Below are 25,692 nucleotides of genomic sequence, written 5' to 3'. Positions count from 1 at the left end.
CCTAAGGCGACGGGCGCGCCGCCCGCAACCCCTCGGCCACGGTCGGGTAGCGCAGCTTCACACCCAGCTCCCGCAGCATGCGCTGGTTGTCCAGCCGCCGCGATTCGCTCATGAAGCTCAGCAGCATCAGCGACAGCTGCTCCTGCGCGGCACTGCGGCGCACGCGCGGGGGACGCGGCAGGCCGTACAGGTCGGCCGCCAGGTCGAAGTAGTCGCCCATCCTCAGTTCCGTGGCATCGCTCACGTTGTAGACGCGTTGCGGCCGCGCACGCCACAGCGCGGCCAGGCAGATGCGCGCCAGGTCGTCGGCGTGGATGTGGTTGGTGAACACATCGTCCTCGCGCTCCAGCACCGGCGTGCCTCGGCGCAGGCGCGCTTCGGGCGTGCCACCGTCCCGGTCAGGGGCGTAGATGCCCGGAATGCGAAGCACGCTGGCCCGCACCCCCCCGCGGCCCAGGTGCCGCACCGCCCGCTCGGCATTCACGCGCCGCTGCGCGCGCGGCGTGGCGGGAGCCACGGGCCGTGTCTCGGACACCATCGCCCCCTGGCAGTCGCCATACACGCCGCTCGTGGAGGCGTAGACGAGGGAGGCGGGCAGGCTGCGCAGGCGCAGCGCGCGCGCCAGGGCCACCGTGCGCGGATCGCGCCACCAGCCATCCCCTCCGGCGCCTTCGCCGGGTGGCGGGGCCAGGTGCAGCACGCGCGTGGCCAGGCCCGACAGGCGGCGCAGCGTGGCCACATCGTCCAGGTTTCCGCACAGGGGGCGGATGCCCAGGGCGCGCAGCGCCGGCTTGCGCTCGGGGCTGGAGGTGAGCGCCAGCACCTGGACGCGCCCGGCGCCCGGGCCACCCTGGAGCAGGCGCGCCACGCGCTGGCCCACGTCACCACACCCCACGATCAGCAGGCGTTCGCGGCGAAAGCGCGCCGGCAGGGCGCCAAGGGGGTTTTGGTTTGAAGGCAAAATCGGGTCCGTTTGTAAAGAACCAGCCGGCATCTCCTGGCAGGGGCCCACGGCGGCACCAACCGGTTCTTGAAGATCTACGTCCCGAGGATACCCACAAGATGACCAGCGCCGAGGCTGTGAGCACCGCAGCATTCCAGATCACCGTGCAGCCCAGCGGCCGCGCTTTCCAGGCCAACGCTGGCGAGGCCATCCTGGCCGCCGCCATCCGCAGCGGCGTCGGCCTGCCCTATGGCTGCAAGGACGGCGCCTGCGGTTCGTGCAAGTGCAGGAAGCTCAGCGGCACCGTGCACCATGGCGAGCACCAGTCCAAGGCGCTCACGGCCGACGAAGAGGCCGCCGGCCTCGTGCTGACCTGCTGCGCCCAGCCCCTGACGGACGTGGTGCTCGAATCGCGCCAGGTCACCGACGAAAGCGCCTACCCCGTCAAGAAGATGCCCGTGCGGGTGGCCACCCTCGAAAAGAAATCGCACGACGTGATGCGGGTGCGCCTGCAGCTGCCGGCGGCGGACACCTTCCGCTACCACGCGGGCCAGTACATCGAATTCATCCTGCGCGACGGAGCACGCCGGGCGTATTCGATGGCCAATGCACCCCACACGCAGGCCGACGCACCCGGCGTGGAGCTGCACATCCGCCACATGGCGGGCGGCAAGTTCACCGACCACGTGTTCGGCGCGATGAAGGAAAAGGAGATCCTGCGCGTGGAAGGCCCGTTCGGCAGTTTCTTCCTGCGCGAGGACTCGGACAAGCCCATCGTGCTGCTGGCCTCGGGCACGGGCTTTGCCCCCATCAAGGCGCTCATCGAGCACATGCAGTTCAAGGCCATCACGCGCCCCACGGTGCTCTACTGGGGCGGCCGCCGCCCCGGCGACCTGTACATGCACGACTGGGTGCTGGCCCGGGCGGCCGACATGCCCCACCTGACCTACGTGCCCGTCGTCTCCGACGCCTTGCCGGAGGACGGCTGGACCGGTCGCACCGGGTTTGTGCACCAGGCCGTGATGGACGACCACGCCGATCTGTCGGGCCACCAGGTGTACGCCTGCGGCGCCCCCATCGTGGTCGATTCCGCCCGCGTGGCCTACAGCGCGCAGCGGGGCCTGCCAGCGGAAGAGTTCTATGCGGACTCCTTCACCTCCGAGGCGGACAAGCACGGCGGATGAGCGGGAGGGTGTGGGTTTGCCGCCCGCGCCACCACCGGCCACAGCCACACCCGTGACAGCACCGTTGCCTCCCCCTAGGCCCCTGGGACGCCTGCGCGATGGGCTGCGCGGAGCCGGCCCCATGGCCGCCGTGTTCGGCCTGGCCGTGCTGCTGATCCTGGGCGCCGGCGAATGGGCCACCCGCAACGAGCTGGAAACCCAATGGGACAACCTGCGCCGCTCCAGCGAGGTCCAGGCCCTGGCCCTGCGCGGCGTGGCCACGCGCTACAGCTACCTGCCCTTCACGGCGGCGCAGCAGCCCCTGGTCGCGGACCTGCTGCGCCATCCCGCATCGCAGAGCGTGCGGGAGGCGGCCAACGCGTACCTCCAGGCCGTCAATGCGCACGCCGGCTCCGACACGCTGTACCTCATGGACGACAAGGGCCTCACGCTGGCCTCCAGCAACTGGGACACGCCCAGCAGCTTCGTCGACCAGAACTACAGCAACCGTCCCTACTTCCGCGACGCACTGCACGGGCAGGCGGGGCGCTTCTACGGCGTGGGCAAGACCACGGGCGAGCCCGGGCTGTTCGCCTCGGCCCCCGTGCAGCGCGATGGCAAGGTGATCGGCGTGGTGGCCGTGAAGGTGCGCATGCAGCCCATCGTGGACACCTGGGCGCAACTGCTCGACCCGGTGTTCGTCACGGATGAGCGCGGCATTCTGTTTCTGGGCTCCGTGTCGTCCTGGCTCTACAAGACCAGCAAGCCCCTGCCCGCCGAGGCCGTGCGGCAGGTGCAACACGATGAGCAGTACGGCGCGCAATGGCAGCCCGCGCCGGTGCCCTGGAAGCTCCTGCAGCGCCCGGACCAGCCGGGTGCCGAGCTTCGGCTGCCCGGCAGCGGCAAGCACTATCTCGCCTTCGCGGAACACCTGCCCGACCTGGGCTGGACCCTCACCCTCACGGCCGACAGCAAGGTGGTGGCCCTGGCGCGCCAGCAGGCCTGGGCGCTGGCCAGCCTCGCGTCGGGCCTGCTGGTGCTGGGCGCGCTCTACTGGCAGCTGCGCGAGCGGCGCCTGCAGGAGAACCGCCAGGCCCGCATCGAACTCGAACAGCGCGTGCACGAGCGCACCCACGCGCTGCAGCAGGCGCAGGCCTTTCGCCAGTCCATGGAAGACTCCCTGCTCGTCGGCATGCGTGCGCGCGACCTGCAGGGCCGCATCGTGTACGTGAACGCCGCCATGTGCGACATGGTGGGCTACGCCGCCTCCGAACTCATCGGCTGCTTGCCCCCCTACCCCTACTGGCATCCCGACGACCTCGACCGCCACTGGAACGACAGCGACACCTCGCTGGCGGGCAAGGCCACGCCCCAGGGCAACGAGAACCGGCTGCGGCACCGCAACGGCTCGGACGTCTACACCATGTTCTACACGGCGCGGCTCATCGACGGTGATGGCCGGCACATCGGCTGGATGAGCTCGGTGGTGGACATCACTGCCCAGAAGCGCGCCGAGGAACAGCAGCAGCAGCGCGAGGCGCAACTGCAGCGCGTGCAGCGCGTGATCACCGTGGGAGAGATGGCCTCCACCCTCGCGCACGAGCTCAACCAGCCGCTGGCGGCCCTGGTCAACTACGCGGCCGCGGCGCGCGCGCTCGCCGCGCAGGGCCGGACCGAACTGCTCAACGAAAGCCTCGCCGCGCTGTCCACCCAGGCGCTGCGCGCGGCCGACATCGTGGGGCGCATCCGCCGCTGGGTGCGCCAGCATCCCGAGGCCCGCGAACCCTGCGACCTCAATGCCGCCGTGGACCAGTCCCTGGGCCTGCTGCTGCGCGCCGAGGCACGGCGGCATGGGGTGGCGGTGCGCCTGGACCTCGCGCCCGAACCGCTGCGGGTGCGCGCCGACCGCGTGCTCCTGGAGCAGGTGGTCCTGAACCTTGGCCTCAACGCGCTGCAGGCCATGCAGGTGCACGCCACGCCCCCGATGGACCACGAACTGCTGCTGCGCACCCGGGCCGATGCCGGGCACGCCTGCCTCGAAGTGCAGGACCGGGGCCCGGGTCTGCCCCCCGAGATCGCCGAGCGCCTGTTCGAGCCGTTCTTCACCACGCGCTCCGACGGCCTGGGGCTGGGCCTGAACATCTGCCGCTCCATCGTCGAGAGCATGGGCGGCGAACTGCTGGCGCGCAACCGCGAGGGCGGCGGCGCGGTCTTCGAAATCCGGCTTCCCCTGCACGCAACGCCGCCCGTGGCCTCCCCATGACCGATCACCCCACCGCCCCCACCCCAGCCCCGCTGCGCGTCTACATCGTGGACGACGACGAAGGCGTGCGCCATTCCCTCGCCGCGCTGCTGCTGGCCGGCGGCCACGCGGCCCAGTCGTTCGCAAGCGGGCCGGATTTCCTGGCCGGCGCCGACCTGGCCCGGCCCGGCTGCGTGCTGCTCGACCTGCGCATGGACGGCATGAGCGGCCTGCAGGTCTTCGAGGCCATGCGCCAGCGGGGCACGGTGCTCAAGACCGTGTTCCTCTCCGCCCACGGCGAGCTGGCCTCGGCCGTGGCGGCCGTCAAGCAAGGCGCGGTGGACTGGCTGGAAAAACCCTGCGACGAGGCCACCCTGCTGGCCGCCGTGCACCGCGCGGCCACCCTGTCGCACGGCGTGGCCGCGCGCGCGCAGCGGCACGCCCTGCTGCGGGAGCGCTGGAACGCGCTGAGCCCGCGCCAGCAGGAGGTGGCGCGCCTGCTGGCCACCGGCATCAGCAGCAAGGAAGCGGCCCGTGCGCTGGCCCAGCGCGACCCCGGGCGCCCCATCGACCCGCGCACCGTGGACACGCACCGCTCGGCCATCTTCCTGAAACTGGACATCCGCTCGTCGCACGAGCTGGGCATGCTGGTGGAGGACCTGGGCCTCTCGGAAAACCCCTCCCGCACGCCCTGAACACCCCGCTTCAAGGTTTTCGTAAGCCTTCTTACGATTTTTTTGCACAATGGCACCCATGAACCGCAGAAACATCCTCCTCGCCAGCGCCGCTATCGCAGCGGCTTTCTCCTCCCACACCGCGCTCGCGCAGGACTCGGGCCAGCCTATCCGGCTGATCGTGCCGTATGCGGCCGGCGGCCCCATCGACGTGACCGCCCGGGCCCTGGCCGAGCGCGTGCGCGACTCGCTGGGCACGGTGATCATCGACAACAAGGGCGGCGCGGGCGGCAACATCGGTGCCGACGCCATCGCCAAGGCGGCGCCCGACGGCCTGACCATCGGCATCTCCGCCACCGCCACGCACGCGGTCAACCCGTGGCTCTATTCCAAGATGCCCTACGACGCCGCCAAGGACTTCGCGGGCATCACGCAGATGGTGCGCGTGCCCAACGTACTGGTCATCAACGCGGCCAAGGCCGAGCAGCTCAAGATCCACACCGTGGCCGATTTGATCGCCTACGCCAAGGCCAACCCCGCCAAGCTGAACTACGGCAGCGGCGGCAACGGCAGCGCGGGCCACCTGGCGGGCGAAATGTTCAAGCAGCGCGCCGGCATCTTCGCGCTGCACATTCCCTACCGGGGCGCCAACCCTGCGCAGCTGGCGCTGCTGGCGGGCGAGGTGGACTTCAACATCGACAACCTGGCGGCCGCCGCGCCCAACATCCGCGCGGGCAAGCTCAAGGCGCTGGCCGTGACCTCGCTGGACGCATCGGCCTCGCTGCCGGGCGTGCCGCCCCTGTCTGCTACTTTCAAGGGCTTTTCCATCGACACCTGGTGGGGCCTCGTAGCGCCCGCGGCCACGCCCAAGCCCATCATCGACAAGCTGAACAAGGCTTTCGTGGCGGCCCTGAACGCGCCGGAGACCAAGACCCGCTTCGGCGCCCTGCTCGCCGAACCCGTGGCCACCACGCCCGCGCAGTTCGACAGCTTCATGGCCGCCGAGCGCGCCAAGTACCAGCAGGTGGTGAAGGCCTCGGGCGCGAAGGTGGATTGAGAACTTCGAGCTCCATCGGCCTCTGGCGCTTTTCCAGAAAGCGCTTTTTGCTACCTTTTATATAGCAATCGTCAGGCGGGCACGAACCGCCTGCACCGGCTGCCCGGTATCCATGTGCGTTCGGCGCGCGCTGGCTTTGCGCCCGTGGCAGCAGGCTATTCTGGGGCAACCAGCCAAGCGCCGTCTTGGCCGGGCGTTGTCCACAACGTACGGCGGCAATACCTGCGCAGCAGGTCGATCACCGTGTCGACCTGATCGAGGGGCAGTTGCAAGTGCAAGGCGCCGCCTCCAGGTCCCTGGGTGAGCAAATTCAGGGTGTACGCGCCGTTGTATTCGTAGTAGTGCACTTGCGCGACTTCCGACCCGCAGTCCAGCAGCGGCGCATGGCACATGGCGATGCCGTACAAGTTGCCTGCTTCGGAAAAGCGCATGGATGCCAGGTCCGCCTCCAGCGCATCGACGATGCGCATGTATTCGGGGAGATAGCTGTGCCAGAGCCGCTGACTCCACTTCTCGCGGATCTCGGCATAGCCCAGGGTGGCTTTGGCCTCGCCGCCGTACTCGCCTCGGAGGTCCACCCCCCGCAGGCGCTGCGCCAGTTCCAGGGGCGATTCGCCATGGCGACTGGGCAGTGCGGGAGCTTCGAGCAGCTCATAGGCACTCAGGCATCTGTCCGTGTCCGCCTCGGACTTGAGCAGCGCGGTCAGCAGGCTGTCGCCGTCGCGGGTATAGCCCGCCTTCAACTGCCAAGGCAGGCCCTCCCCTGCTTTGATCAGGTCGCTCTGGGATGCGCCCTCCACCACGAACTGCACCAGCGCCTCGACGCTATCAAAGGTGCGCGTCTTCTTCTGAATCTGCGCAACCACCTTGTGCGGTAAATAGACCTCGGTGGCCAGATCGCTGCCCACGCTGAGGTAACTGCCGCTGAGGTGCTTCTTGCAGAACTTGCGCAGTTGCTCGTAAAAGTCGTCGGCCACCCAGCGGCCTTCCTGCGTGAACTTGAAGCGGATGGCCTGCCCTGCATGCAGGAACTCCAGCACCACCTTGCCGCCGACGCTCCCTTCGGCTCGCGCGCTTTCGGGGGCGAACTCTCCCTGGGTGGCCTGTGCGAATTCCTGGAGCACCCCCACGTAGTCGGCCGCCTCGGCGATGCACTTCGGGTCCAGCTCGCAGATCCGCTCGGGAACCATGTGGTGGAAGATCTGGCCCAGGTGGGAGCCGTCCCAGTCCTTGGGCAGGGGCTGGAAGGCGATGCCTGCTTTTTTGAGGATGGCGGCAATGATTTGGGACGTTTTGGTCATCAAAATCAGTCTCTCTGCTTACTCTGGAAAGCGCTTTGGGCTACGTTTTGTATAGCGTTTCGTCAATGGCCCAGGTGATTGCCAGCGGCGCCAGCCGTGCCCTGCTGCCTTCCGGCGAGAGGTCGCCGATGTCGCGGTAATAGGCCAGATAGGCCGGCAGGAAGGCCTGCTCGAACGCAGTGGGCGCGCTGGCAGTGGCGATGTCGATGGTGAAGCACCCGTCGAACTTGCGGTCCGGCACGTCATCGCCCTGTTGGTACGCGCCTTTGCAGGTGTCGCCCAACAACCGGCCAAGCTCCAGCGCGGCACAGCGGATCGCACGGTTGGGGCAAGCATCCTGGATGCGCAGGCGGTAACCGTGTTTGCCCTTGACGGTGGAGCGCGTCTGGCTGACTTCGACGACCGGGCTCGCATCCGTCTGGAGCAAAGCGGGGCTCAGCACATCGCCGGGCTGCCACAGCACCACCGCGTTGTCCGCCAGCAGCGTCTTGCGCTTGAGCTGCAGATAGTTCTGCCCGGCCAGGAAACCGCCTTGAAAAGCGATGATCCAGGTGTCGGACCAATGCAGCTCCTGCGCTGCGGCGTTGACACCTTCGAGCGGCAGGGCGATCAGGCTCTGGCGCTCCCGGTCATGGTCGATCGCCGCATAGACGCGTTGCGTGTCGTGCCACAGCAGCAGCTTGGCCTGCTCCACGTCCAGGGGATCGGCAAAGCGGTGCAGCGTCTGCGGCGGCTGGTCCTGGCCTTGCGGCGCCAGCCGGTGCATGCCCTCGGCATCCACCCACAGGTTGCTGCCATCCGGCAATGCGCAGACCCCCAGGATCGCGCCTGCCACGGGCAGGACGCTGCAGGCTTGCAAGCTGTGCAGGTCGAAGAGCTGGTACGTGGAGGGGGCGTTGCCCGTGCGCAGAAAAGCCCGTGCGTCCGTGAAGTGCGCCAGCTCCTGGCGCCCCGCCCCGCGGCTTTGCAAGGTGTAGCGGGTGAGGAACTCGCCATCCGGGCGATAGATCTCCGTGTATTCGCTTTGGGGATAGGTATAGGTGTCGGTCAGCACGATGGCGGCACGGCCGAAATGCTTGGGGCCCAACCGTTTGGGTAGCGAAGCCAGGCGATCGCCGCTCCAATCGTGGACGATGAAGATGCGCTCGTTGCCCGGGGATGCCACGCCATACGCGTCCGAGCCGCCCAGCAGCACGTCGTGGAGGTGCCATTCCTTGTCGCCGTGCCGCACGATGGTCGGCGGGCCGTCGGCGTAGTGCACGCGGGCCGTGACGCCCGGCGCGCTGAAGCGCAGGAAGGTTGGCTCCGGGGGCACCAGCCGTGCGTGGCCGTTGCAGATCAGCGCCGCCGATTCTTCGGTGCCGATGAGCATCGCATCGCCGCGCTGCTCGAAAGTGAAGTTGCCGACGATGTTGATCAACATGGTTTTCCGTGCCGGGCACGCCCACCAAAGCAATCTTCTCCCTCCAAGCAGCTCCGCAGGGGCTTTCGCGTCAGGGTTCGCGTCAAGATTCGCGTCAAGAAAAACTCCTCCTCGTGCCGTCCTGGCTGCAAGGGACACTTTTGCAGTCGGCTCATGCCCCAGGAAATATACGGAGAAATGCGCCCGTTCCAGGCTTTTCGCGGTGGACAAGTTGTCAGCCGCCAAACTGCCTTGCGCTTGCAAAATGGCGGCTCTTGCAACGCCGCGACCCTGGCCCTTCCATGAACCTGTTGGAAGGGGCCACACACATCACCATGAATAGAAACGAACGACTGGCCCTGCTCACCTCCCAACGCGCGCTGCAGGCCGCAGTGCTGGCCCAGGACCACGGCGCCGCACGCACCTGGCTGGTAGACGGTGGCGACGCCAGGGCCCTGTGGCAGGGCGAAAACTTCGACGACACCTACCCCATGGTCCTGGCCATCGAAGGCAATGACGTGGACATGGTGCACCTGCTGGCCAAGGGCGGCATGCCGCTGTACCACAACGCCCTCGTGGCGCAGAAGACCTACGGAGCGGTCGAACCACTGACATTGGCCGCCCTGTGGCGGCCCGGGTGCCATGCGGCGGTGATGGCCGCGCTGGACCTGGGTGCAGCCTGCCACTCCGCCACGCGGGACCACATGCCGGTGCTGCGCCTCACCGATCTGCATGACCGCGAACTGGATGCGCGCTCCGACGCCCTGTTCCAGCGCATCCTGGACGCGGGCGTGCTCGACGTGGACGCACCTTGGGACGACAGCTCCCGGGTGCTGCACCGCATCTGCCAGGGCAACAACCGCTATGTGCCCGAGCTGATCCGCCTGTCGCGCGACGTGCATGCCCCCGAAGCCGGCGACCCGCTCCGTACGCCGCTGTGGATGGCCGTCGTCTCCTGCAGCGACCTTGCCGTGGGTGCACTGCTGGCCTGCGGCGCCGACCCGTCCACACCGGCCTCGCACGGCCAGTCCCTCCTGGACCTGGCACGGAACGCACAGAAGATGAAGAAGCACAAGAACCTGCGCGGCCAGGTCGACCGCATCGTCACCATGCTGGAGACGGGGCGTGCCTGGCCGCAGGCCGCGTGTTCCGCATGAGCGGTGGCGGGGTCGCCCACCCCCTTGCAACGAATGCGGGGCGCCGAGGGCCGCGCCTTCTCAGCAAGAACCTGCAACTGAGCGATCTTTTGAACCCGGCCCGACTCCATCCCGTCGATAGCATCCGCCGCTAGCCAGTGCTGCGGAACTGCTGCCTGTACGCCGACGGCGCAATGCCCAGCGTGGCGGCGAAGTGCTGCCGCAGCGATACGGCCGAGCCGAAGCCGGCCTCGATGGCCACGGCCTCGACGGACAGGTCTCCACCCTCCAGCAGCTGCTGCGCGAGCGCGACGCGCTGGTTCTGCAGCCACTGGCCCACCGTCGTGCCGGTGACCTGGCGAAAGCGGCGCGTGAAGGTACGCGGGCTCATCACCGCGCGCTCGGCCAGGGCCTCCAGGGTGTGGGTTTCGTGCAGGTGCTCGCCCAGCCACTGCAGCAGCGGCGCCAGCCGGTCGCCCCGCACCGACGGCGCCACGGGCTGCTGGATGTACTGCGACTGGCCGCCCTGGCGGTGGGGCGCCACCACCATGCGGCGCGCGGCACGGTTGGCGGCCTCGGCGCCGTGCTGCTGGCGCAGCAGGTGCAGGCAGCAGTCGATGCCCGCCGCCGTGCCGGCCGAGGTCAGCACCAGCCCGTCCTCCACGTACAGCACCTCGGGCTTGAGCTGCACGCGCGGATAGCGCTGGGCGAACTGGGCCGCCAGCGCCCAGTGCGTGGTGGCGGTGCGGCCATCCAGCAGCCCCGCCTCGGCCAGCACAAAAGCGCCCAGGCACAGGCCCACGATGCGCGCACCCCGGCGGTGCGCGGCCCGCAGCGCGGCCAGCAATGCCGGGGGCACGGGCGCCAGATCGTCGCGCCAGGAAGGCACGACGATGGTCTGTGCACGCCGCAGCACCTTGAGGCCATGGCCCACCTCGATGCCGAACCCGGCGGAGGTGCGCAGCGGGCCCGGCGCCATGCCACACACCACCAATTTGTAGCGGTTGACGCCCTCGGCCGTGCGGTCCTCGCCAAACACGAGGCAGGGCACCGAGAGGTGGAAGGGGCTGATGCCGTCGAAGGCCACCACCGCCACGGTGTCCGGGGCAGAGGAGGAAACCAGGCGGATGGAGGGTTGGGCAGGATGGGGCACGATGGCCCGATTCTATCGATGAGTGTCAATCAAGCCACTTTCAAGGACGGGCGGCCACGCGAACAATCACTCCATTCCTTCCCCGCAACCCACTTCTTTCACCCCATCAAAGGACTGTGACCATGACCTCCTCTTCCACCACCGCTCCGCGCCGCGCCCTGATCGTCATCGACGTGCAGAACGAGTATTTCGCGGGCGGCAACCTGCCCATCGAATACCCGCCCGTGGCCGACACGCTGCCCAACATCGCCCGCGCGATGGATGCCGCCCACGCGGCCGGTGTGCCGGTGGTCGTGGTACAGCACACCGCCCCGCCCGGTGCCCCCGTGTTCGACAAGGCCACCGAGCGCTGGCAGCTGCACCCCGAAGTGGCGCGCCGCCCTGCCGACCACCACATCGAAAAAGGCATGGCGAGCGCCTTCACGAACACCGGCCTGGCCGAGTGGCTGGCCGGGCGTGGCATCGACACCCTGACCGTGGTGGGCTACATGACGCACAACTGCGATGCCAGCACCATCTACGAGGCCGCGCACCGGGGGCTGGCCGTGGAGTTCCTGAGCGACGCGAGCGGCGCCCTGCCGTATGCCAATGCGGCAGGCAGCGCCAGCGCCGAGGAAATCCACCGTGTGTTCAGCGTGGTGTTCCACAGCAACTTTGCCGCCGCCGCTTCGACCCGCGACTGGGTGGCGGCCGTGCAGGCAGGCCAGGCCTTGCCCAAGGACAACGTGTTTGCCTCGAACCAGCGCGCCAGGCAAGGGTGAGCCCCTGAGGCGCCCCTGCGCCTGCCCACGCGTGCGCTTCACATCCGGGGCGTGGCGGCGCGGGGCCCGTGCCACGCCAGCTACCGCTTTGCGGAAAGCGGAGCGGAAAGGCTACACGGCCTCGCACCATGTGGCTGGCAGCCGCTCGATGTGCTGGTCCTGTACCGCCGCCAGCCATGCGGGGTGGACGTGCTCTGGCGCGATCTCGGCCAGGGGCAGCAGCACGAAGGCCCGCTCACACAGGCGCGGGTGGGGCACGGTGAGTGCGGGGGTGTCGAGCACCTGCCCACCAAAGAGCAGGATGTCCAGGTCCAGCGTGCGGGGCGCGTTGCGGTAGGGGCGCTCGCGGCCGGCCGCGGCCTCGATGGCCTGAAGCGCGGCCAGCAAGCCGTGGGGTGTCAGCGCGGTCTGCACGGCCACCACGGCGTTGTGATAGTCCGGGCCCGCGGCATCCACGGGTGCGCTGCGGTACAGCGCCGACCACCGCAGGACCCGGGTGGCCGGCAAGGCGGCAATGGCCTGCACGGCGGCGCGCAGCGCGGCGGGGGCGTCGCCCAGGTTCGCGCCCAGGCCGATGTAGGCCGTGCTGCCGGTACTTGCCGGGGGTGACTGGCGAGCGGCCGTGGGCTGGATCGGTGTCATCGGTTCTTCCGGTGGCCCTTCATGGGCACCAGGGCCTGCGCGGTGCCGGGGCGCACGGCATCGGACCGCAGCGGGTCAGGCATCCACCGCGAAACCGGACCCGCCGGGGCCCGCCCCACCGTCGCCCCCGCCGGGCTTGCGGCGGCGGCGGCGGCGCTTCTTGGGAGCGCCGCCCTCGGAAGGAAAGTCGGCCGCGCCCTGGGCGGCATCCCCATCCCCCTCCGCGTCCGCTCCCCCCGCAGCCCTTGGCCCGGCGGCAGGGGCCTGGCGCGGCACACGCTTGACCACCGGCTGGGCTTTCTGGCGGGCTTTCTGCTCTTCCTTGGCCTGGTCCATCAGGTCGTCACGGCGTTCGTCGTCGGCCGCCTGGAAGTCCTGCCACCATTCGGCCAGCGCCTCCTCCACCTCGCCCACATCGGCGCGCAGGCGCATGAAGTCGAACCCGGCGCGAAAGCGCGGCTGCATCACCATGCCGAACGGGGTGTTGCCCACGCGCTTTTCAAAGCGCGGCTGCATGACCCAGATCTCGCGCATGTCGGCCGCCAGCTTGCCGCGGCCCGACACGTCGCCGATGCGCTTGTCGAACACCTCGTCGATGGCCTCCTGCAGCGCGGGCAGCGGATGCTGGCGCTGGTTCAGGCGCTCCTGCCAGCCATTGCGCACGTCTTCCCACAGCACGCAGGCCAGCAGGAAGCTCGGGGCCACGGGCTTGCCTTCGTTCACGCGGCGGTCGGTGTCCACCAGGGCAGCCTTCACAAACGGCGTGTCGGCGCGCTCCACGGCCACGTCCAGCAGCGGGTAGATGCCCTTGGCCATGCCCAGCTTGCGCAGCTGTTCGATGGTGGCAATGGCGTGCCCCGTCTGCAGCAGCTTGAGCATTTCGTCGAACATGCGGCTTTGCGGCACCTCGGCCAGCAGGGCCTGCGACTGCACCAGCGGCGCGGCCGACTTGGCGTCGATGCTGAACCCCAGGGGGCTGAGCTTGGCCGCGAAGCGCACGGCGCGGATGATGCGCACCGGGTCTTCGCGGTAGCGCGTGGCCGGATCGCCGATCATGCGCAGCGTCTTCTTCTTGGCGTCCTGCAGGCCCTTGTGGTAGTCCACCACGATCTGGCTCACCGGGTCGTAGTACATGGCGTTCACGGTGAAGTCGCGGCGCGTGGCGTCTTCGTCCTGCGGGCCCCAGACGTTGTCGCGCAGCACGCGGCCGCTGGCGTCCACGGCATGCTGCATGCCCGACAGCTGGGCCTTGCTGGTCTTTTCGTTGCCCGCCACCTGGCCTGCGGCGGCGTTGTCGAGGTAGGCGCGGAAGGTGGACACCTCGATCACCTCGTGCTCGCGGCCCCGTCCGTGCACCACGTGCACGATGCGAAAGCGCTTGCCGATGATGAAGGCGCGGCGGAACAGCCCCTTGACCTGCTCGGGCGTGGCGTTGGTGGCCACGTCGAAGTCCTTGGGGCGCAGGCCCAGCAGCAGGTCGCGCACGGCGCCGCCCACGATGTAGGCCTCGAAGCCCGCCTGCTTGAGCGTGGCCACCACCTCGGCGGCCCGGCGGTCCACCAGCTCGGGGTTGATGCCGTGCACCGAGGCGGGCACCTCTTCGCGCTTGCCGAAATGCGGCTTGCCGCCCGAGGTGCCGGGCGTCGATTTGCCCAGCAATTTGTCGATGAACTTCTTGATCATGGGTAGGGAGTAATCAGGGGGGTCTGGCGCGGGGCGCAGGTGTCAGGCGGCATCCTGGCCGGCTGGGGCCGTGAACAGATCCAGTATGCGCCAGCCGCGCTCCTGGGCCAGGGCTCGCAGGCGCGGGTCGGGATTGGTGGCCACCGGGTGGTTCACCTTCTCCAGCAGGGGCACGTCGTTCATGGAATCGCTGTAGAACGTGCTGTCGACATCGCCCCAGCCGAGTTGCCGCTCGGCCAGCCATTGTTCCATGCGCCGCACCTTGCCTTCGCGCATGGTGGGAATGCCGTCGATCTCGCCGGTGTACCAGCCGCTGGCGTCGCGCGCCAGCTGCACGGCCAGCAGTTGCTGCACCCCCAGCGCCTGGGCGATGGGGGTGGTCACGAACTCATTGGTGGCGGTGACGATCAGCACCTCGTCGCCCGCCGCCTGGTGCTGGCGGATGAGGCTGATCGCCTGGGGCTGGATGGCCGGGCCGATCACGTCCCGCATGAACTGCAGGTGCGCGGCCGCCGCCGCCTCGGGGCCGCGCAGGCGCACGGCCTCGGTCGCGAAGCGCACGTAGTCGTGCACGTCGAGCGTGCCCGCCTGGTAGTGGGCGTAGAACTCGTCGTTGCGGCGCGCGAACTCCACGGGGTCGTTCCAGCCGATGCGGATCGTGAACTCGCCCCACTCGTAGTCGGAGTCGAGCGGCAGCAGCGTGTGGTCCAGGTCAAACAGCGCAAGCCGCAGGCGGCGGGGTTCAGAAGTCATTCAGTTTCACAGACAAAAAGGGGCGCATGGGTCGGCGTCATTCCGATTCCAGCATCGTCTTGAGCAAGGGAATCGTGATGGCGCGCTGGGTGCGCAAGGCAAACGCGTCGAGCTGGTCCAGCAGCTGCATGAGGCTGCCCAGGTCGCGCGAGAAGCGGTTGAGCATGTAGTCCATCACCTCGTCACCCAGGAACACGCCGCGCGCGTCGGCTTCCTGGCGCAGCACGGAGCGGCGCTCGGCTTCGCCCAGCAGCTGCAGCTGGAACACATGGCCCCAGCCCAGGCGGCTGCGCAGGTCGTCGCGCAGGGGCAGGTCGGCCGGCGGCAGGTCGCCCGCGGCCAGCACCCAGCGCTGGCTGCCGCTGGCCGGGCTGATGGCATTCACGAACCAGTTGAAGGCCGTGGCCTGCTGGGCGGTGCTGTACAGGTGCACGTCGTCCATGACGATGGCGGCCCAGCGCTCATCGAAATCCGGCGGCTCGGCCACCGACGGGTCGAGCCAGCCCACGCTGGCACCCTGCTCGCGCAGGGCGTGGCGCACGGCCGTGAGCAGGTGCGTCTTGCCGCTGCCGGGCTCGCCCCAGAGGTAGGTGGGCACCGGCGAGCGGGTGGCCTGGCTGCTGCCCTCGCCCACCGCCAGGCGCAGGTGCTGCAGGGCCGCCTCGTTGGGGCCCGCGAAAAAACGGGCCAGGGTGGGGCCGGTGGCCAGGCCGATGTCCAGCGCCAGCTGCTTCATGCGCGGCACCCGGGCAGCATGGCCAGGCCCGTGGCATTCAGTGCGGGAGCGGCAGACAAGGAAGGGATCAGCAGCAGCATCACGGATGAAGTTGGAAGCGCCCGGCCGTAGGTGACTGCGGCGGGTGCGGCGAAAGTGGTGGCCGACGGCCCGTTGCCAGGGCAGGAACTCCTTGCGAAGAGGCCCGGCAACGACAATGGAGCCGATTTTAGTCTGCCGCCGGCCCCCTTCGGCCGCCGGCTTCCCCACGCTCTGCCTCGTCAGCACCCATGGCCCTTCCACCCTCCCCCTCCAAGCGCCTGCCGGCCAGCATCTGGGCCCTGGGCCTGGTGAGCCTGCTCATGGACATTTCGTCCGAAATGATCCACAGCCTGCTGCCCGTCTTCATGGTCGCGGCGCTGGGGGTCAGCATGCTCACCGTAGGCCTCATCGAGGGCGCGGCTGAGGCCACGGCCCTCATCCTGAAGGTGTTCTCGGGCGTCCTGAGCGACTGGTGGGGCCGGCGCAAGCCGCTGGCCATCCTGGGCTACGGGCTCGGCGCCCTGTCCAAGCCGCTGTTCGCGCTGGCCACCACCGTCGGCCTGGTGGTGGCGGCGCGGCTGCTGGACCGCGTGGGCAAGGGCATCCGGGGCGCGCCCCGCGATGCGCTGGTGGCCGACCTGGCCCCGCCCGGCATGCGCGGCGCGGCCTTCGGACTGCGGCAGTCGCTCGACACCGTGGGCGCCTTTCTGGGCCCGCTGCTCGCCATGGGGCTGATGCTGCTCTGGGCCAACGATTTCCGTGCGGTCTTCTGGGTGGCGGTGCTCCCGGCCGCGCTGTGCGTGGTGCTGCTCGTCGTGGGCGTGCGCGAGCCGGAGCGCCCCGCCGGCGCCGCCCGCGCCAACCCCATCCGCCGCGAGAGCCTGCGGCGGCTGGGCCCCGCCTACTGGGGGGTGGTGGCCCTGGGCGCGGTGTTCACCCTGGCCCGCTTCAGCGAAGCCTTCCTGGTGCTGCGCATGCAGCAAGGCGGCCTGCCCCTCGCCTTGACGCCCCTGGTGCTGGTGCTGATGAACGTGGTCTTCGCGCTGGGCGCGTACCCGCTCGGCAAGCTCTCCGACACGGCCCGGCACACCACGCTGCTCGCCGGGGGGCTGGTGGTGCTGATCGCCGCCGATGCGCTGCTGGCCTTCACCGGCCAGGGCATCGCCGCCTGGCTGGGCATCGCCCTGTGGGGGCTGCACATGGCCATGACGCAGGGCCTGCTGGCCACGATGGTGGCCGATACCGCCCCCGCCGACCTGCGCGGCACGGCCTTCGGCATGTTCAACCTGGTCAGCGGCGTGGCCCTGCTGGTGGCCAGCGCGCTGGCCGGCCTGCTGTGGGACCAATGGGGCGCCAGCGCCACCTTCGGCGCCGGAATGTGCTTTGCCGCCCTGGCGCTGGCGGGCGTCTTGCTGCAGGCCGCGGCGGCCCGCCGCGCCACCCCAAAGCCCCCGCCGGCACAGGGCTGAGGAGGCACGGCGAGGCATGCCCCTTAAAATCCCCGGATTCCAGCCCGCCGCGCGGGCCTATCTGCACCACACCACCCATGAGCTCTTCTGCCCCCTCCATCCCCATTTCGTACAAAGACGCCGGCGTTGACATCGACGCGGGCGACGCCCTGGTCGAGCGCATCAAGCCGCTGGCCAAGAAGACCATGCGCGAAGGCGTGCTGGCGGGCATCGGCGGCTTTGGCGCCCTGTTCGAGGTGCCCAAGCGCTACAAGGAGCCCGTGCTGGTCTCCGGCACGGACGGCGTGGGCACCAAGCTCAAGCTGGCGTTCGAGTGGAACATGCACGACACCGTGGGCATCGATCTGGTGGCCATGAGCGTGAACGACGTGCTGGTGCAGGGCGCCGAGCCCCTGTTCTTCCTCGACTACTTCGCCTGCGGCAAGCTCGACGTGGACACGGCCGCGGCCGTGGTCGGCGGCATCGCCCGGGGCTGCGAGCTTTCGGGCTGCGCCCTGATCGGCGGTGAAACGGCCGAAATGCCGGGCATGTACCCCGCCGGCGAATACGACCTGGCCGGTTTCGCGGTCGGTGCGGTCGAAAAGTCGAAGATCCTGACCGGCAGGGACGTGGCCCCCGGCGACGTGGTGCTGGGCCTGGCCTCGGCGGGCGTGCATTCCAACGGCTTCTCGCTGGTGCGCAAGTGCATCGACCGCGCAGGGGCCACCGCCCCCGCCACGCTGGACGGCAAGCCCTTCAAGCAGGCCGTCATGGAACCCACGCGCCTGTACGTGAAGAACGTGCTGGCCGCGCTGGCCGCCCACCCCATCAAGGCCCTGGCCCACATCACCGGCGGCGGGCTGCTGGAGAACATCCCGCGCGTGCTGCCCGACGGCACGGCCGCCCATCTCACCAAGGGCAGCTGGCCCCAGACCGAGCTGTTCGCCTGGCTGCAGAAGACCGCCGGCATCGACGACATCGAGATGAACCGCACCTTCAACAACGGCATCGGCATGGTCGTGGTGGTGGACGCCGCCAACGCCGCCGCCACGGCCGCCACGCTGGCCGCCGCGGGCGAGAAGGTGTACACCATCGGTGCGATCGCGCCGCGCGGCGATGGCGCCGCCGTGGTCGTGGCCTGACCGATCTACTTTCGCCCCACCACCCCAGCCCGCTTCCGCGCATGGCGCAGCGTCCCCCTTCGGCCCCCCTCTCCTCTGCGCCGCCAGAACCCACGCCCGCCACGCTGCCACCGCGCACCCTGACCCGGGGCATCGTGGTGGCCAGCTACCTGCTGGTGGCGGCCGTGCTGCTGCTGGTGATGTGGCGCGGCCTGCTCCCGGGCCTGCTGTGCGTGTGCCTGGGCTTCCTGCTCACCCGCGCCCTCACGCGCTGGTTCGCCCACGGCCTGGGCCGGGCGCAGCGCCAGGCCACGCCCTCCGCCAGCAGCGTGCGGGCGGCCCAGGTCGTGGCCGCCGGCCTGGTCATGCTGCTGCCACTGGCCCTGCTGGCGGCGGGACTCACCCATTCGCGGGGCTACCTGGTCGATGCGCCCCAGCAGTACCGCGAGCTGCTGGACTACATGGCGCGCACCGTGCTGGAACTGCGCCTGAAGCTGCCCGCCGACGTCGCGGCCCACCTGCCGGAAGGCGCGGCGGAAATCCAGCGCATCATCGCCGGCTACCTGGGCGCCAAGGCGGGCGCGCTGGCCATGGCGGGGCGTGCCTGGCTGGCCGGCCTGCTGTTTGCCTATGTGGGCCTGCTGATCGGCGCGCTGGCCGCCGTGCGCCCGCCTGCCCTGGCGCGGGGGCCGCTGGCCCAGCAGCTGAAGCTGCGCATCACGCTGTTCGGCGAGGCGTTCCGCCAGATCGTGGCGGCGCAGTTCTGGATCGCGGCATTCAACACGCTGCTCACGGCGCTGTTCCTGCTGTTCGTGCTGCCGCTGTGGGGCCTGGCGCTGCCCTACACGACCGTGCTCATCACCTTCACCTTCGTGGCCGGGCTCGTGCCCATCGTGGGCAACCTGGTGTGCAACGTGGTGATCACCATCGTGGGCCTGTCGGTATCGCCGCTGGCCGCTGCCGCCTGCCTGGGCTTTCTGATCCTCATCCACAAGGCCGAATACGTCATCAACGCCAAGGTGGTGGGCCGCCGCACGCAGATGGGGGTGTGGGAGCTGCTCAGTGTGATGTTCGTGGCCGAGGCCGTCTTCGGCCCCGCGGGGCTGGTCGCGGCACCGCTGTTCTACGCCTACCTCAAGAAGGAACTGGTGGCGGCGCGGCTCGTGTAGACGCCGCGCCCCCCGCGCCGGGGGTGCCGGGGCCGGACAACGCCGGCGCCATATCCCGCCCCGGGCCCCGCCTGGGCCGCCTTCTTTCGCCGGCCGTGCCCTGCTCATGCGGGTTTTCGCCAAGGCTTGCGCAAAGGCTGCGGCAGTACTCTGCCTGACAGTGCCGTGCAGCCCGCAGGACCACCGCGTCCAGACCTTCCCGTTGTAAAGGCTTCCCATGACCATCGCAAGAAAACTGGCCCTTCTGGTGCTGAGCGCGATCCTCGGCATCGTGGTGATGACAGCATGGTTCCTGGTGTCGGAGCGCCAGCTGATCCTGGAAGAACGCCAGACCGGCGTGCGCCAGGTCGTGGAGGCGGCGCACGGCATCGCCACGCATTTCCACGACCTGAGCACCAAGGGCGGTATGCCCGATGACGAGGCCCGCAAGCGCGCGGCGGCGGCCATCCAGGCGCTGCGCTACAGCGGCAACGAGTATGTCTGGATCAACGACATGCACCCGCGCATGGTGATGCACCCCATCCGCCCCGAGCTGAACGGCCAGGACCTCACCGCCAACAAAGACCCCAACGGCAAACAGCTGTTCGTCGAGTTCGTGCGCACCGTGCAGGCCGGCGGCGCGGGCTTCGTGCCCTACCTGTGGCCCAAGGCCGGCAGCGACACGCCGGTGGAGAAGACCTCGTACGTGAAGGGATTCGCGCCCTGGGGCTGGGTCATCGGCTCGGGGGTGTACATCGACACGGTCAATTCCGCCATCTGGCAGCGCGCGCTGGGCTTTGGTGCCGTGGCGCTGCTGCTGGGCGCGGCGCTGCTGGTGGTGGGCACGCTGATCTCGCGCAACCTGCTGCGCCAGCTGGGCGGCGAGCCCGGCTACGCGCGCACCATCGCCCGCAGCATTTCCGAGGGCAACCTGTCGGTGTCGGTGGAGACCCGGGAGGGCGATCGCTCCAGCCTGCTGCTGGACATGCAGGGCATGCAGGGCAGCCTGCACCGCATCGTGCAGCGCGTGCGCGACGGCACCGAGCACATCGCGAGCGCCTCGCAGCAGATCGCGTCCGGCAACCAGGACCTCTCCGCGCGCACCGAATCGCAGGCCAGCGCGCTCGAGCAGACGGCGGCGTCGATGGAGGAGATGACCTCCAACGTCAAGCAGAACGCCGACAACGCCCACCAGGCCAGCGTGCTGGCGCAGTCCGCCTCCGACGTGGCGCGCAAGGGCGGCGCGGTGGTGGAGAAGGTGGTGCAGACCATGGGGTCCATCGACGCCTCGTCGCGCAAGGTGTCCGACATCACCGGTGTGATCGAAGGCATCGCGTTCCAGACCAACATCCTGGCCCTCAATGCCGCCGTGGAAGCGGCGCGCGCCGGGGAACAGGGCCGGGGCTTCGCGGTGGTGGCCACCGAGGTGCGCAGCCTGGCGCAGCGCTCGTCCGAAGCCGCCAAGGAAATCAAGGCCCTGATCGGGAACTCCGCCGAGCAGGTGAAAGCCGGCGCCCAGCTCGCCCAGGAGGCCGGTGCCACCATGCAGGACGTGGTGGACAGCGTGCTGCGCGTGTCGGCCGTGATCGAGGAGATCAGCCAGGCCAGCCGCGAGCAGACCGACGGCATCGAGCAGATCAACGAGGCCATCGCGCAGATGGACCAGGGCACACAGCAGAACGCGGCGCTGGTCGAGCAGGCCACCGCCGCCGCCGCCGCGCTGCAGCAGCAGGCGCACGAGCTCAAGCAGGTGGTCGCGGCCTTTCACCTGAACGGCGCGCATGGCGCCGGCCACGCGGCGCCCTCCCTGCCCGCGGCCGCGGCGCCGCGCCAGCTGCGCTGACGGCGGGGCTTCGCACCGCGCGCGCGTCCTTCTCGCGCACCGCCCGGCCATGGCACGCCGCGCGACTCTTTTGCTACATAATCAATAGCATTCAGCGCTTATCCAGCAAGCGCCCGGACGCCATTTGATTCAAAACCGCCTGCGATCGAACTGCCGCGCCACGAAGGCCCAGACCAGGGCCGAGGCATCAGGCCCCGCCGGATCGCTGTACGGCTGGTGGGCCGCGCCGCCGCTCCACGCATGGGCCAGGCCCACCACCTCGCGCAGCGCCACCACCGTGCGGCCCCGGGCCTTGTATTCCGTGACCTGCATGGCGTGCCGCTGGCCACGCTGCAGGGTGCGCACCGCTCCGGCGCGCGCGCCCAGCGCCTGGGCCCACAGCACCGCCGTGGCCGCGGCGTTGCGCACCGACACCACGCCGTCCGCGTCCCCATGCAGCACCAGCAGCGGAGGCAGCACGGGCTGTAGCGCGGGGATGGGCGCCGCACCACCGGCCACGATGGCCGGCGCCTTGGCCACGCGCCGCTGCAGGGGCTCGGGCAGCTGCGCCTCGCGCCGCCCGTGCATCGCCGCGATGGCGGTGGCCGCGGACTCGGCCGTGCCCGGCGCCACGCCCGAGTGCATGGCCACGGCGCAGAACCGGTGGGGATACAGCGCGGCCATCAGCACCGCCATGCTCGCGCCGGCCGAGAGGCCCGCCACCGCCACGCGGGCAAGGTCCACGGGCTGGCGGCGCGCGACCTTGTCCACGGCGGCCAGCAGCGTGGCGGCTTCGGCCTGTGCCTTGCCGCTGCGGCGCTCGAACCAGTTCCAGCAGCCGTGCGCGTTGGCCACGCGCTCCTGCTCGGGGTACAGCACCAGAAACCGCTCGCGCGCGGCCAGCCGGTTCATGCGCGATGCGATGGCCAGATCGCGCCCCGTCTGGCCGCAGCCGTGCAGCATGACCAGCAGCGGAAAACGCTCACCCGGCCTGGGCGCCAGCCCCGGCGGGATGTAGAGGTGGTAACGCCGCGCCCCCGCGGGCCCCGGCGCCACCCCCGCCAGCCATTCGCCCCGCACGGCGGCGCTGCGCGGCGCGCGCGCGCCGGGTGCCGCCGCCCCAGCCCGCGCGGCGACTGGCGCCGCCAGCGGCACCGCCGCCTTGCGCCGCACCGGGCGCGCGGGCCGTGTCGCGCGCACCAGGGCCTTCAGGTTGCGCTGGTACGCCCGCGTCAGCGCTGACAGGGAGAACAGGCGGGAGCGTGGGGCCATGGTGTGCTGGTGTGGGGGAATAGAAAAAAAATGAAGGGCGGCAAACAAACGGCGGTGGGGCGTGGCCAATGCAGGCGGTGGGGCGCCCCACGAAACAAGGGAAAACCCTAATCACCATAACAGCATCTGGCCTCCCGCGCACGAAACTCTCAATTTGATAGCTGGAACCCCTTGTCCATCCAGCGTGGTGGGCCATTTCCTCGGACTTTCCAGAGCCCTTGGGCACCTTGCCGGCATCCACGCGGCAGGTGTCGCCCGATATATGGCGCAAATTGATCGAAACCTGTCCCATCGAGTTCGGACACATCCAGTACCCGCAGGCACTATGAGCGCTGCAAGATACCCGCTGCAGAAGCAGGCCTCTTGAGATTTGTCCGATAGTGATCGGCACCGCACCCTTGCCCGCCCGCTTCCACACTGCCCATGCCACGAGGATCCACCGCCATGCGCGCCACCGTCTGTGAACTTCCCTGCCAACCCGTGCTGCTGGAGGCCGCCTGGGCCGCCCTGTGCGCGCACACCCGCGCCGAGCGGTCCGGGCTGGTGCTGCTGCCCGAGTTCGCGTTTGTCGAACCCCTGTGGGAGACCCTGCCCCCCGAACCCGCCCGCTGGGATGCCGCCGTGGCGCTGAGCGACGCCTGGCAAGCCCGCCTGCACGCGCTGGACACCGACTGGGTGGTGGGCGCCCGCCCGGTCACGGTGGGCGGACAGCGCTTCAACGAGGGCTTTGCCTGGTCGCGCCAGGGCGGCTACCTGCCGCTGCGGCGCAAGTTCCACCTGCCCGACGAACCCGGCGGCTGGGAGGCGCACTGGTTCGAGCGCGGCGACGCCGCCTTCCCCCGCCTGCAGGCCGGTGCGCTCGGCTTCGGGCTCAATATCTGCTCCGAACTCTGGGCACTGGACACCTACGGCGCCTATGCCGCGCTCGGCGGCGTGCAGGCCATCCTGTCGCCGCGTGCCACGGCGGCGGCCACCACCGCCAAATGGCTGGCGGTGGGCACCGTGGCCGCCGTGCGCACGGGGGCCTACAGCCTGTCGTCCAACCGCGTGGATGCCGCCGCCGGCACCTATGGCGGCGCGGGCTGGGCCATCAGCCCCGACGGCGCCCTGCTCGCGCGCACCACGCCCGCACAGCCCTTTTGCACCGTGGACCTGGACTTGCAGGCGGTCGCCGCCGCGCAGGACACCTACCCGCGCTACGTCTTTTCCACCCCCACGCCACCCCAGCCCGCCACCGCACCATGACCGAAGCCACCCTTGCCCCCCATCCGCTGAAGATCGCCATCCTCGTCTTCGACGACGTGGAGGCCCTCGACCTCGCGGGCCCCTACGAGGTGTTCACCACCGCCACCCGCATGCAGCAGCGCCTGCGGCCCGGCGCACCCGTGCCCTTTGCCGTCCAGTGCGTGGCGCGCGGCATGCAGCCGGTGCAGGCGCGCGCCGGCCTGCGGGTGCTGCCCGATGCCGACTTCGCCACCGCCGTGGCGCCGGACGTGCTCATCGTGCCCGGGGGCGTGGTCGATGCAGCCGCCGCCTGCGCCCAGACGCGCGCCTGGGTGGCCCGGGCCGCGCGCGGCGCGCGGGTCACGGCCTCGGTATGCACCGGCGCGTTCATCCTGGCGGCGGCCGGCGTGGTCACCGAAGGGCCCGTCACCACGCACTGGGAGGACATCGCGGACCTGCGCGCGCAGTTTCCCGCGCTCAACGTGCAGGAGAATGTGCGCTGGGTGGACCGGGGCGCGCTCGTCACGTCTGCGGGCATCAGCGCGGGCATCGACATGAGCCTGCATCTGGTCACGCGCCTGGCGGGCTCGGCGCTCTCCCAGCGCACCGCCCGCCAGATGGACACGCCCTGGAATCCCGCGCCCTGAAGGCCGCCCGTGCCGCCCCTCCCCCTCTCCCGCCGGGGCCTGGCAAGGCCGGCTCCGGGGGCACGGGCCCCGGCCGTGCCGATTCTCAAGGCCGCGGACGAAGCAAGGAAACACTGATGCAGGACATGCCACCCGCCCCCATCCACGTCTATTTCGCGCTGCTGCCCGGCAGCCTGGTGCTGGACTGGGCAGGCCCCGCGGAGGCGCTGCGCATCGCCAACCAGACGCTGCGCGCACGGGGCCTGCCCGAGCGCTTCGTGCAGCACTTCGTGAGCCCCACGCCCGAGTCCATGACCTCCGTGGGCGTCGCGCTCACGGGCCTGGCGCCGTTGCCCGAGGTGCTGCCCAGCCCCGCCTGGGTGGTGCTGGTGGGCCTGCCGGGCCGGCGCATCGACGTGGGCCACGGCGAGGCCCAGGCGCTGCTGCACTGGCTGCGCGGCCTGCGCCCGGTGGCCGGGCAGCTCGAGCTGGTCACCGTGTGCGCCGGGGCGGTGCTCGCCGCGCATGCCGGCCTGCTCACCGGCCGGCGCGCCACCACGCACCACCTGCACCTCGACGAACTGGCCGAGGTGGACCCGCGCTGCGACGTGGCCGCCAACCGCGTGTTCGTGACCGACGGGCCCATCTACACCAGCGCGGGCGTCACCACCGGCATCGACCTGCTGCTGCACCGCATCTCGGACCTGTGCGGCCCCACCGTGGCCGTGCAGGTGGCGCAGGCCATGGTGATCGGGCTTCGCCGGGGCCCGGACGACCCGCAGTTCTCGCCCTTCCTGCACCACCGCAACCACCTGCACGCCGCGCTGCACCGCGTGCAGGACGCCGTGGGCCAGCAACCCCAGGCCGACTGGAGCGTGCCCGCCATGGCGGAGGTGGCGCACACCTCGCCCCGGCACCTCACAAGGCTGTTCCTGGAGCATGCGGGCATCGCGCCGCTGGCGTACCTGCGCCGCATCCGACTGGCCACGGCCGAAGCGGCCCTGCAGTCCGGGCGCAACGTCACCCAGGCCGCGCAGATGGCGGGCTTCAGCTCCGACACGCAGCTGCGCCGCGCCTGGCACCAGTTCGGCCGGGGCGGCACGCCGTCCCAGGGCACGGCGCGGCGGCCCCACTGAGAAGGAACACACAGGAGACCACTGTGCGGCGTGGCGTGGCCAATCAACAAGGGCCCTGCCCCGGCCACACGGACACCGCCGTGCCAGAGTCCCCTCCCGAAGGCGCTGCAGGAGCGGGATGCGGTCCCGACGGTCCAGAGGCTCAGGGGTGCGGCGCCGCAGTCCTGTACTTGAGGCTTTTCTGGCCTCCAGCGCTTGATGGGAAAGCGCTGACAGCTATATAAATAA

At 70.1% G+C, this 25,692-nt stretch carries 22 protein-coding genes; 13 read left to right on the top strand and 9 right to left on the bottom strand.

Annotation, left to right across the window (positions count from 1 at the left end):
* Position 1 precedes the first annotated feature (1 nt).
* Positions 2-961 carry an SDR family oxidoreductase gene (locus AC1RCS_RS20460; protein WP_492245805.1) on the bottom strand — a complete coding sequence of 320 codons (960 nt, stop codon included), beginning with the start codon at positions 959-961 and terminating at the stop codon, positions 2-4.
* Positions 962-1,062: 101 nt separating this feature from the next.
* Here AC1RCS_RS20460 and AC1RCS_RS20455 point away from each other — a divergent pair, with 101 nt between their 5' ends.
* From AC1RCS_RS20455 to AC1RCS_RS20440, 4 genes are all read left to right on the top strand, one after another.
* On the top strand, positions 1,063-2,127 hold the full coding sequence (locus tag AC1RCS_RS20455; RefSeq protein WP_218293698.1) for a CDP-6-deoxy-delta-3,4-glucoseen reductase: 1,065 nt from the start codon (positions 1,063-1,065) through the stop codon (positions 2,125-2,127).
* Between the two features lie 121 nt (positions 2,128-2,248).
* Positions 2,249-4,369 (top strand): ATP-binding protein, encoded by a 2,121-nt coding sequence (locus AC1RCS_RS20450; protein WP_218294422.1) that lies wholly within the window; start codon positions 2,249-2,251, stop codon positions 4,367-4,369.
* Positions 4,366-5,043, top strand: coding sequence for a response regulator transcription factor (locus AC1RCS_RS20445; protein ID WP_492245806.1), 678 nt, complete (start codon positions 4,366-4,368; stop codon positions 5,041-5,043). The genes AC1RCS_RS20450 and AC1RCS_RS20445 overlap by 4 nt, the downstream gene beginning before the upstream one ends.
* 58 nt (positions 5,044-5,101) lie before the next feature.
* Positions 5,102-6,079: a Bug family tripartite tricarboxylate transporter substrate binding protein gene (locus tag AC1RCS_RS20440; RefSeq protein ID WP_369641807.1), complete on the top strand. Its 978-nt coding sequence runs from the start codon at positions 5,102-5,104 to the stop codon at positions 6,077-6,079.
* 155 nt (positions 6,080-6,234) lie between these two features.
* Here AC1RCS_RS20440 and AC1RCS_RS20435 read toward each other — a convergent pair whose 3' ends face one another.
* Both AC1RCS_RS20435 and AC1RCS_RS20430 read right to left on the bottom strand, forming a co-directional pair.
* Positions 6,235-7,380, bottom strand: coding sequence for a hypothetical protein (locus AC1RCS_RS20435; protein WP_492245807.1), 1,146 nt, complete (start codon positions 7,378-7,380; stop codon positions 6,235-6,237).
* Positions 7,381-7,420: 40 nt separating this feature from the next.
* A complete protein-coding gene (locus AC1RCS_RS20430) occupies positions 7,421-8,803 on the bottom strand; it encodes a hypothetical protein (RefSeq protein WP_492245834.1) in 1,383 nt (460 codons plus the stop codon).
* 314 nt (positions 8,804-9,117) lie between these two features.
* Between AC1RCS_RS20430 and AC1RCS_RS20425 the strand changes: the two genes are divergently transcribed.
* Positions 9,118-9,939, top strand: coding sequence for an ankyrin repeat domain-containing protein (locus AC1RCS_RS20425; RefSeq protein WP_492245808.1), 822 nt, complete (start codon positions 9,118-9,120; stop codon positions 9,937-9,939).
* Positions 9,940-10,069: 130 nt separating this feature from the next.
* On the opposite strand, the gene AC1RCS_RS20420 is transcribed toward AC1RCS_RS20425, so the two are convergent.
* Complete coding sequence (locus AC1RCS_RS20420) at positions 10,070-11,071, bottom strand: GlxA family transcriptional regulator (protein ID WP_492245809.1); 1,002 nt, start codon at positions 11,069-11,071, stop codon at positions 10,070-10,072.
* Positions 11,072-11,193: 122 nt separating this feature from the next.
* On the opposite strand from AC1RCS_RS20420, the gene AC1RCS_RS20415 reads away from it, so the two are divergent.
* The gene (locus tag AC1RCS_RS20415) at positions 11,194-11,832 is read left to right on the top strand and encodes a cysteine hydrolase family protein (RefSeq protein WP_492245810.1); all 639 of its coding nucleotides are present in this window, start codon (positions 11,194-11,196) and stop codon (positions 11,830-11,832) included.
* 111 nt (positions 11,833-11,943) lie between these two features.
* Here AC1RCS_RS20415 and folK read toward each other — a convergent pair whose 3' ends face one another.
* The 4 genes from folK to hda all read right to left on the bottom strand — a co-directional run bounded on the left by folK (position 11,944) and on the right by hda (position 15,646).
* Positions 11,944-12,474 (bottom strand): 2-amino-4-hydroxy-6-hydroxymethyldihydropteridine diphosphokinase, encoded by a 531-nt coding sequence (gene folK, locus AC1RCS_RS20410; protein WP_492245811.1) that lies wholly within the window; start codon positions 12,472-12,474, stop codon positions 11,944-11,946.
* 75 nt (positions 12,475-12,549) lie between these two features.
* On the bottom strand, positions 12,550-14,157 hold the full coding sequence (gene pcnB / locus AC1RCS_RS20405) for a polynucleotide adenylyltransferase PcnB (protein ID WP_218293692.1): 1,608 nt from the start codon (positions 14,155-14,157) through the stop codon (positions 12,550-12,552).
* A 42-nt stretch (positions 14,158-14,199) separates the two neighbouring features.
* Positions 14,200-14,910 carry a histidinol-phosphatase gene (locus AC1RCS_RS20400; protein WP_492245812.1) on the bottom strand — a complete coding sequence of 237 codons (711 nt, stop codon included), beginning with the start codon at positions 14,908-14,910 and terminating at the stop codon, positions 14,200-14,202.
* Positions 14,911-14,947: 37 nt separating this feature from the next.
* Entirely contained in the window at positions 14,948-15,646 is a 699-nt protein-coding gene (gene hda, locus AC1RCS_RS20395) for a DnaA regulatory inactivator Hda (protein WP_218293690.1), read from the bottom strand.
* A gap of 269 nt (positions 15,647-15,915) precedes the next feature.
* Here hda and AC1RCS_RS20390 point away from each other — a divergent pair, with 269 nt between their 5' ends.
* The 4 genes from AC1RCS_RS20390 (at position 15,916) to AC1RCS_RS20375 (ending at position 21,227) form a co-directional block, all read left to right on the top strand.
* Positions 15,916-17,136: an MFS transporter gene (locus AC1RCS_RS20390; protein WP_369641802.1), complete on the top strand. Its 1,221-nt coding sequence runs from the start codon at positions 15,916-15,918 to the stop codon at positions 17,134-17,136.
* Positions 17,137-17,213: 77 nt separating this feature from the next.
* Complete coding sequence (gene purM, locus AC1RCS_RS20385) at positions 17,214-18,257, top strand: phosphoribosylformylglycinamidine cyclo-ligase (protein ID WP_492245813.1); 1,044 nt, start codon at positions 17,214-17,216, stop codon at positions 18,255-18,257.
* A 41-nt stretch (positions 18,258-18,298) separates the two neighbouring features.
* Complete coding sequence (locus tag AC1RCS_RS20380; RefSeq protein WP_492245814.1) at positions 18,299-19,405, top strand: AI-2E family transporter; 1,107 nt, start codon at positions 18,299-18,301, stop codon at positions 19,403-19,405.
* Between the two features lie 217 nt (positions 19,406-19,622).
* On the top strand, positions 19,623-21,227 hold the full coding sequence (locus AC1RCS_RS20375; protein WP_218293687.1) for a methyl-accepting chemotaxis protein: 1,605 nt from the start codon (positions 19,623-19,625) through the stop codon (positions 21,225-21,227).
* A 129-nt stretch (positions 21,228-21,356) separates the two neighbouring features.
* Here the strand turns inward: AC1RCS_RS20375 and AC1RCS_RS20370 are convergent, their stop codons facing one another.
* Positions 21,357-22,478, bottom strand: a complete 1,122-nt coding sequence (locus tag AC1RCS_RS20370; protein ID WP_218293686.1) for an extracellular catalytic domain type 1 short-chain-length polyhydroxyalkanoate depolymerase — start codon at positions 22,476-22,478, stop codon at positions 21,357-21,359.
* Positions 22,479-22,922: 444 nt separating this feature from the next.
* Here AC1RCS_RS20370 and AC1RCS_RS20365 point away from each other — a divergent pair, with 444 nt between their 5' ends.
* The 3 genes from AC1RCS_RS20365 to AC1RCS_RS20355 all read left to right on the top strand — a co-directional run bounded on the left by AC1RCS_RS20365 (position 22,923) and on the right by AC1RCS_RS20355 (position 25,464).
* Complete coding sequence (locus AC1RCS_RS20365) at positions 22,923-23,723, top strand: carbon-nitrogen hydrolase family protein (protein WP_492245815.1); 801 nt, start codon at positions 22,923-22,925, stop codon at positions 23,721-23,723.
* Entirely contained in the window at positions 23,720-24,349 is a 630-nt protein-coding gene (locus tag AC1RCS_RS20360; protein WP_218341854.1) for a DJ-1/PfpI family protein, read from the top strand. The genes AC1RCS_RS20365 and AC1RCS_RS20360 overlap by 4 nt, the downstream gene beginning before the upstream one ends.
* A gap of 116 nt (positions 24,350-24,465) precedes the next feature.
* On the top strand, positions 24,466-25,464 hold the full coding sequence (locus AC1RCS_RS20355) for a GlxA family transcriptional regulator (protein WP_218293683.1): 999 nt from the start codon (positions 24,466-24,468) through the stop codon (positions 25,462-25,464).
* Positions 25,465-25,692 lie beyond the last annotated feature (228 nt).

The organism is Acidovorax sp. GW823-FHT01C06, assembly GCF_058798375.1.
Note: the sequence above shows the minus strand (reverse complement) of the source record. Positions and strands in the feature narration are given on the sequence as shown.

What these genes read in the sequence shown, in the direction of transcription:
- AC1RCS_RS20455 (WP_218293698.1), top strand. Translation starts at nt 1,063, where the DNA reads ATGACCAGCGCCGAGGCTGTGAGCACCGCAGCATTCCAGATCACCGTG.
- AC1RCS_RS20450 (WP_218294422.1), top strand. Translation starts at nt 2,249, where the DNA reads ATGGCCGCCGTGTTCGGCCTGGCCGTGCTGCTGATCCTGGGCGCCGGC.
- AC1RCS_RS20445 (WP_492245806.1), top strand. Translation starts at nt 4,366, where the DNA reads ATGACCGATCACCCCACCGCCCCCACCCCAGCCCCGCTGCGCGTCTAC.
- AC1RCS_RS20440 (WP_369641807.1), top strand. Translation starts at nt 5,102, where the DNA reads ATGAACCGCAGAAACATCCTCCTCGCCAGCGCCGCTATCGCAGCGGCT.
- AC1RCS_RS20435 (WP_492245807.1), bottom strand. Translation starts at nt 7,380, where the DNA reads ATGACCAAAACGTCCCAAATCATTGCCGCCATCCTCAAAAAAGCAGGC.
- AC1RCS_RS20430 (WP_492245834.1), bottom strand. Translation starts at nt 8,803, where the DNA reads ATGTTGATCAACATCGTCGGCAACTTCACTTTCGAGCAGCGCGGCGAT.
- AC1RCS_RS20425 (WP_492245808.1), top strand. Translation starts at nt 9,118, where the DNA reads ATGAATAGAAACGAACGACTGGCCCTGCTCACCTCCCAACGCGCGCTG.
- AC1RCS_RS20415 (WP_492245810.1), top strand. Translation starts at nt 11,194, where the DNA reads ATGACCTCCTCTTCCACCACCGCTCCGCGCCGCGCCCTGATCGTCATC.
- folK (WP_492245811.1), bottom strand. Translation starts at nt 12,474, where the DNA reads ATGACACCGATCCAGCCCACGGCCGCTCGCCAGTCACCCCCGGCAAGT.
- pcnB (WP_218293692.1), bottom strand. Translation starts at nt 14,157, where the DNA reads ATGATCAAGAAGTTCATCGACAAATTGCTGGGCAAATCGACGCCCGGC.
- AC1RCS_RS20400 (WP_492245812.1), bottom strand. Translation starts at nt 14,910, where the DNA reads ATGACTTCTGAACCCCGCCGCCTGCGGCTTGCGCTGTTTGACCTGGAC.
- hda (WP_218293690.1), bottom strand. Translation starts at nt 15,646, where the DNA reads ATGAAGCAGCTGGCGCTGGACATCGGCCTGGCCACCGGCCCCACCCTG.
- AC1RCS_RS20390 (WP_369641802.1), top strand. Translation starts at nt 15,916, where the DNA reads ATGGCCCTTCCACCCTCCCCCTCCAAGCGCCTGCCGGCCAGCATCTGG.
- purM (WP_492245813.1), top strand. Translation starts at nt 17,214, where the DNA reads ATGAGCTCTTCTGCCCCCTCCATCCCCATTTCGTACAAAGACGCCGGC.
- AC1RCS_RS20380 (WP_492245814.1), top strand. Translation starts at nt 18,299, where the DNA reads ATGGCGCAGCGTCCCCCTTCGGCCCCCCTCTCCTCTGCGCCGCCAGAA.
- AC1RCS_RS20375 (WP_218293687.1), top strand. Translation starts at nt 19,623, where the DNA reads ATGACCATCGCAAGAAAACTGGCCCTTCTGGTGCTGAGCGCGATCCTC.
- AC1RCS_RS20370 (WP_218293686.1), bottom strand. Translation starts at nt 22,478, where the DNA reads ATGGCCCCACGCTCCCGCCTGTTCTCCCTGTCAGCGCTGACGCGGGCG.
- AC1RCS_RS20365 (WP_492245815.1), top strand. Translation starts at nt 22,923, where the DNA reads ATGCGCGCCACCGTCTGTGAACTTCCCTGCCAACCCGTGCTGCTGGAG.
- AC1RCS_RS20360 (WP_218341854.1), top strand. Translation starts at nt 23,720, where the DNA reads ATGACCGAAGCCACCCTTGCCCCCCATCCGCTGAAGATCGCCATCCTC.
- AC1RCS_RS20355 (WP_218293683.1), top strand. Translation starts at nt 24,466, where the DNA reads ATGCAGGACATGCCACCCGCCCCCATCCACGTCTATTTCGCGCTGCTG.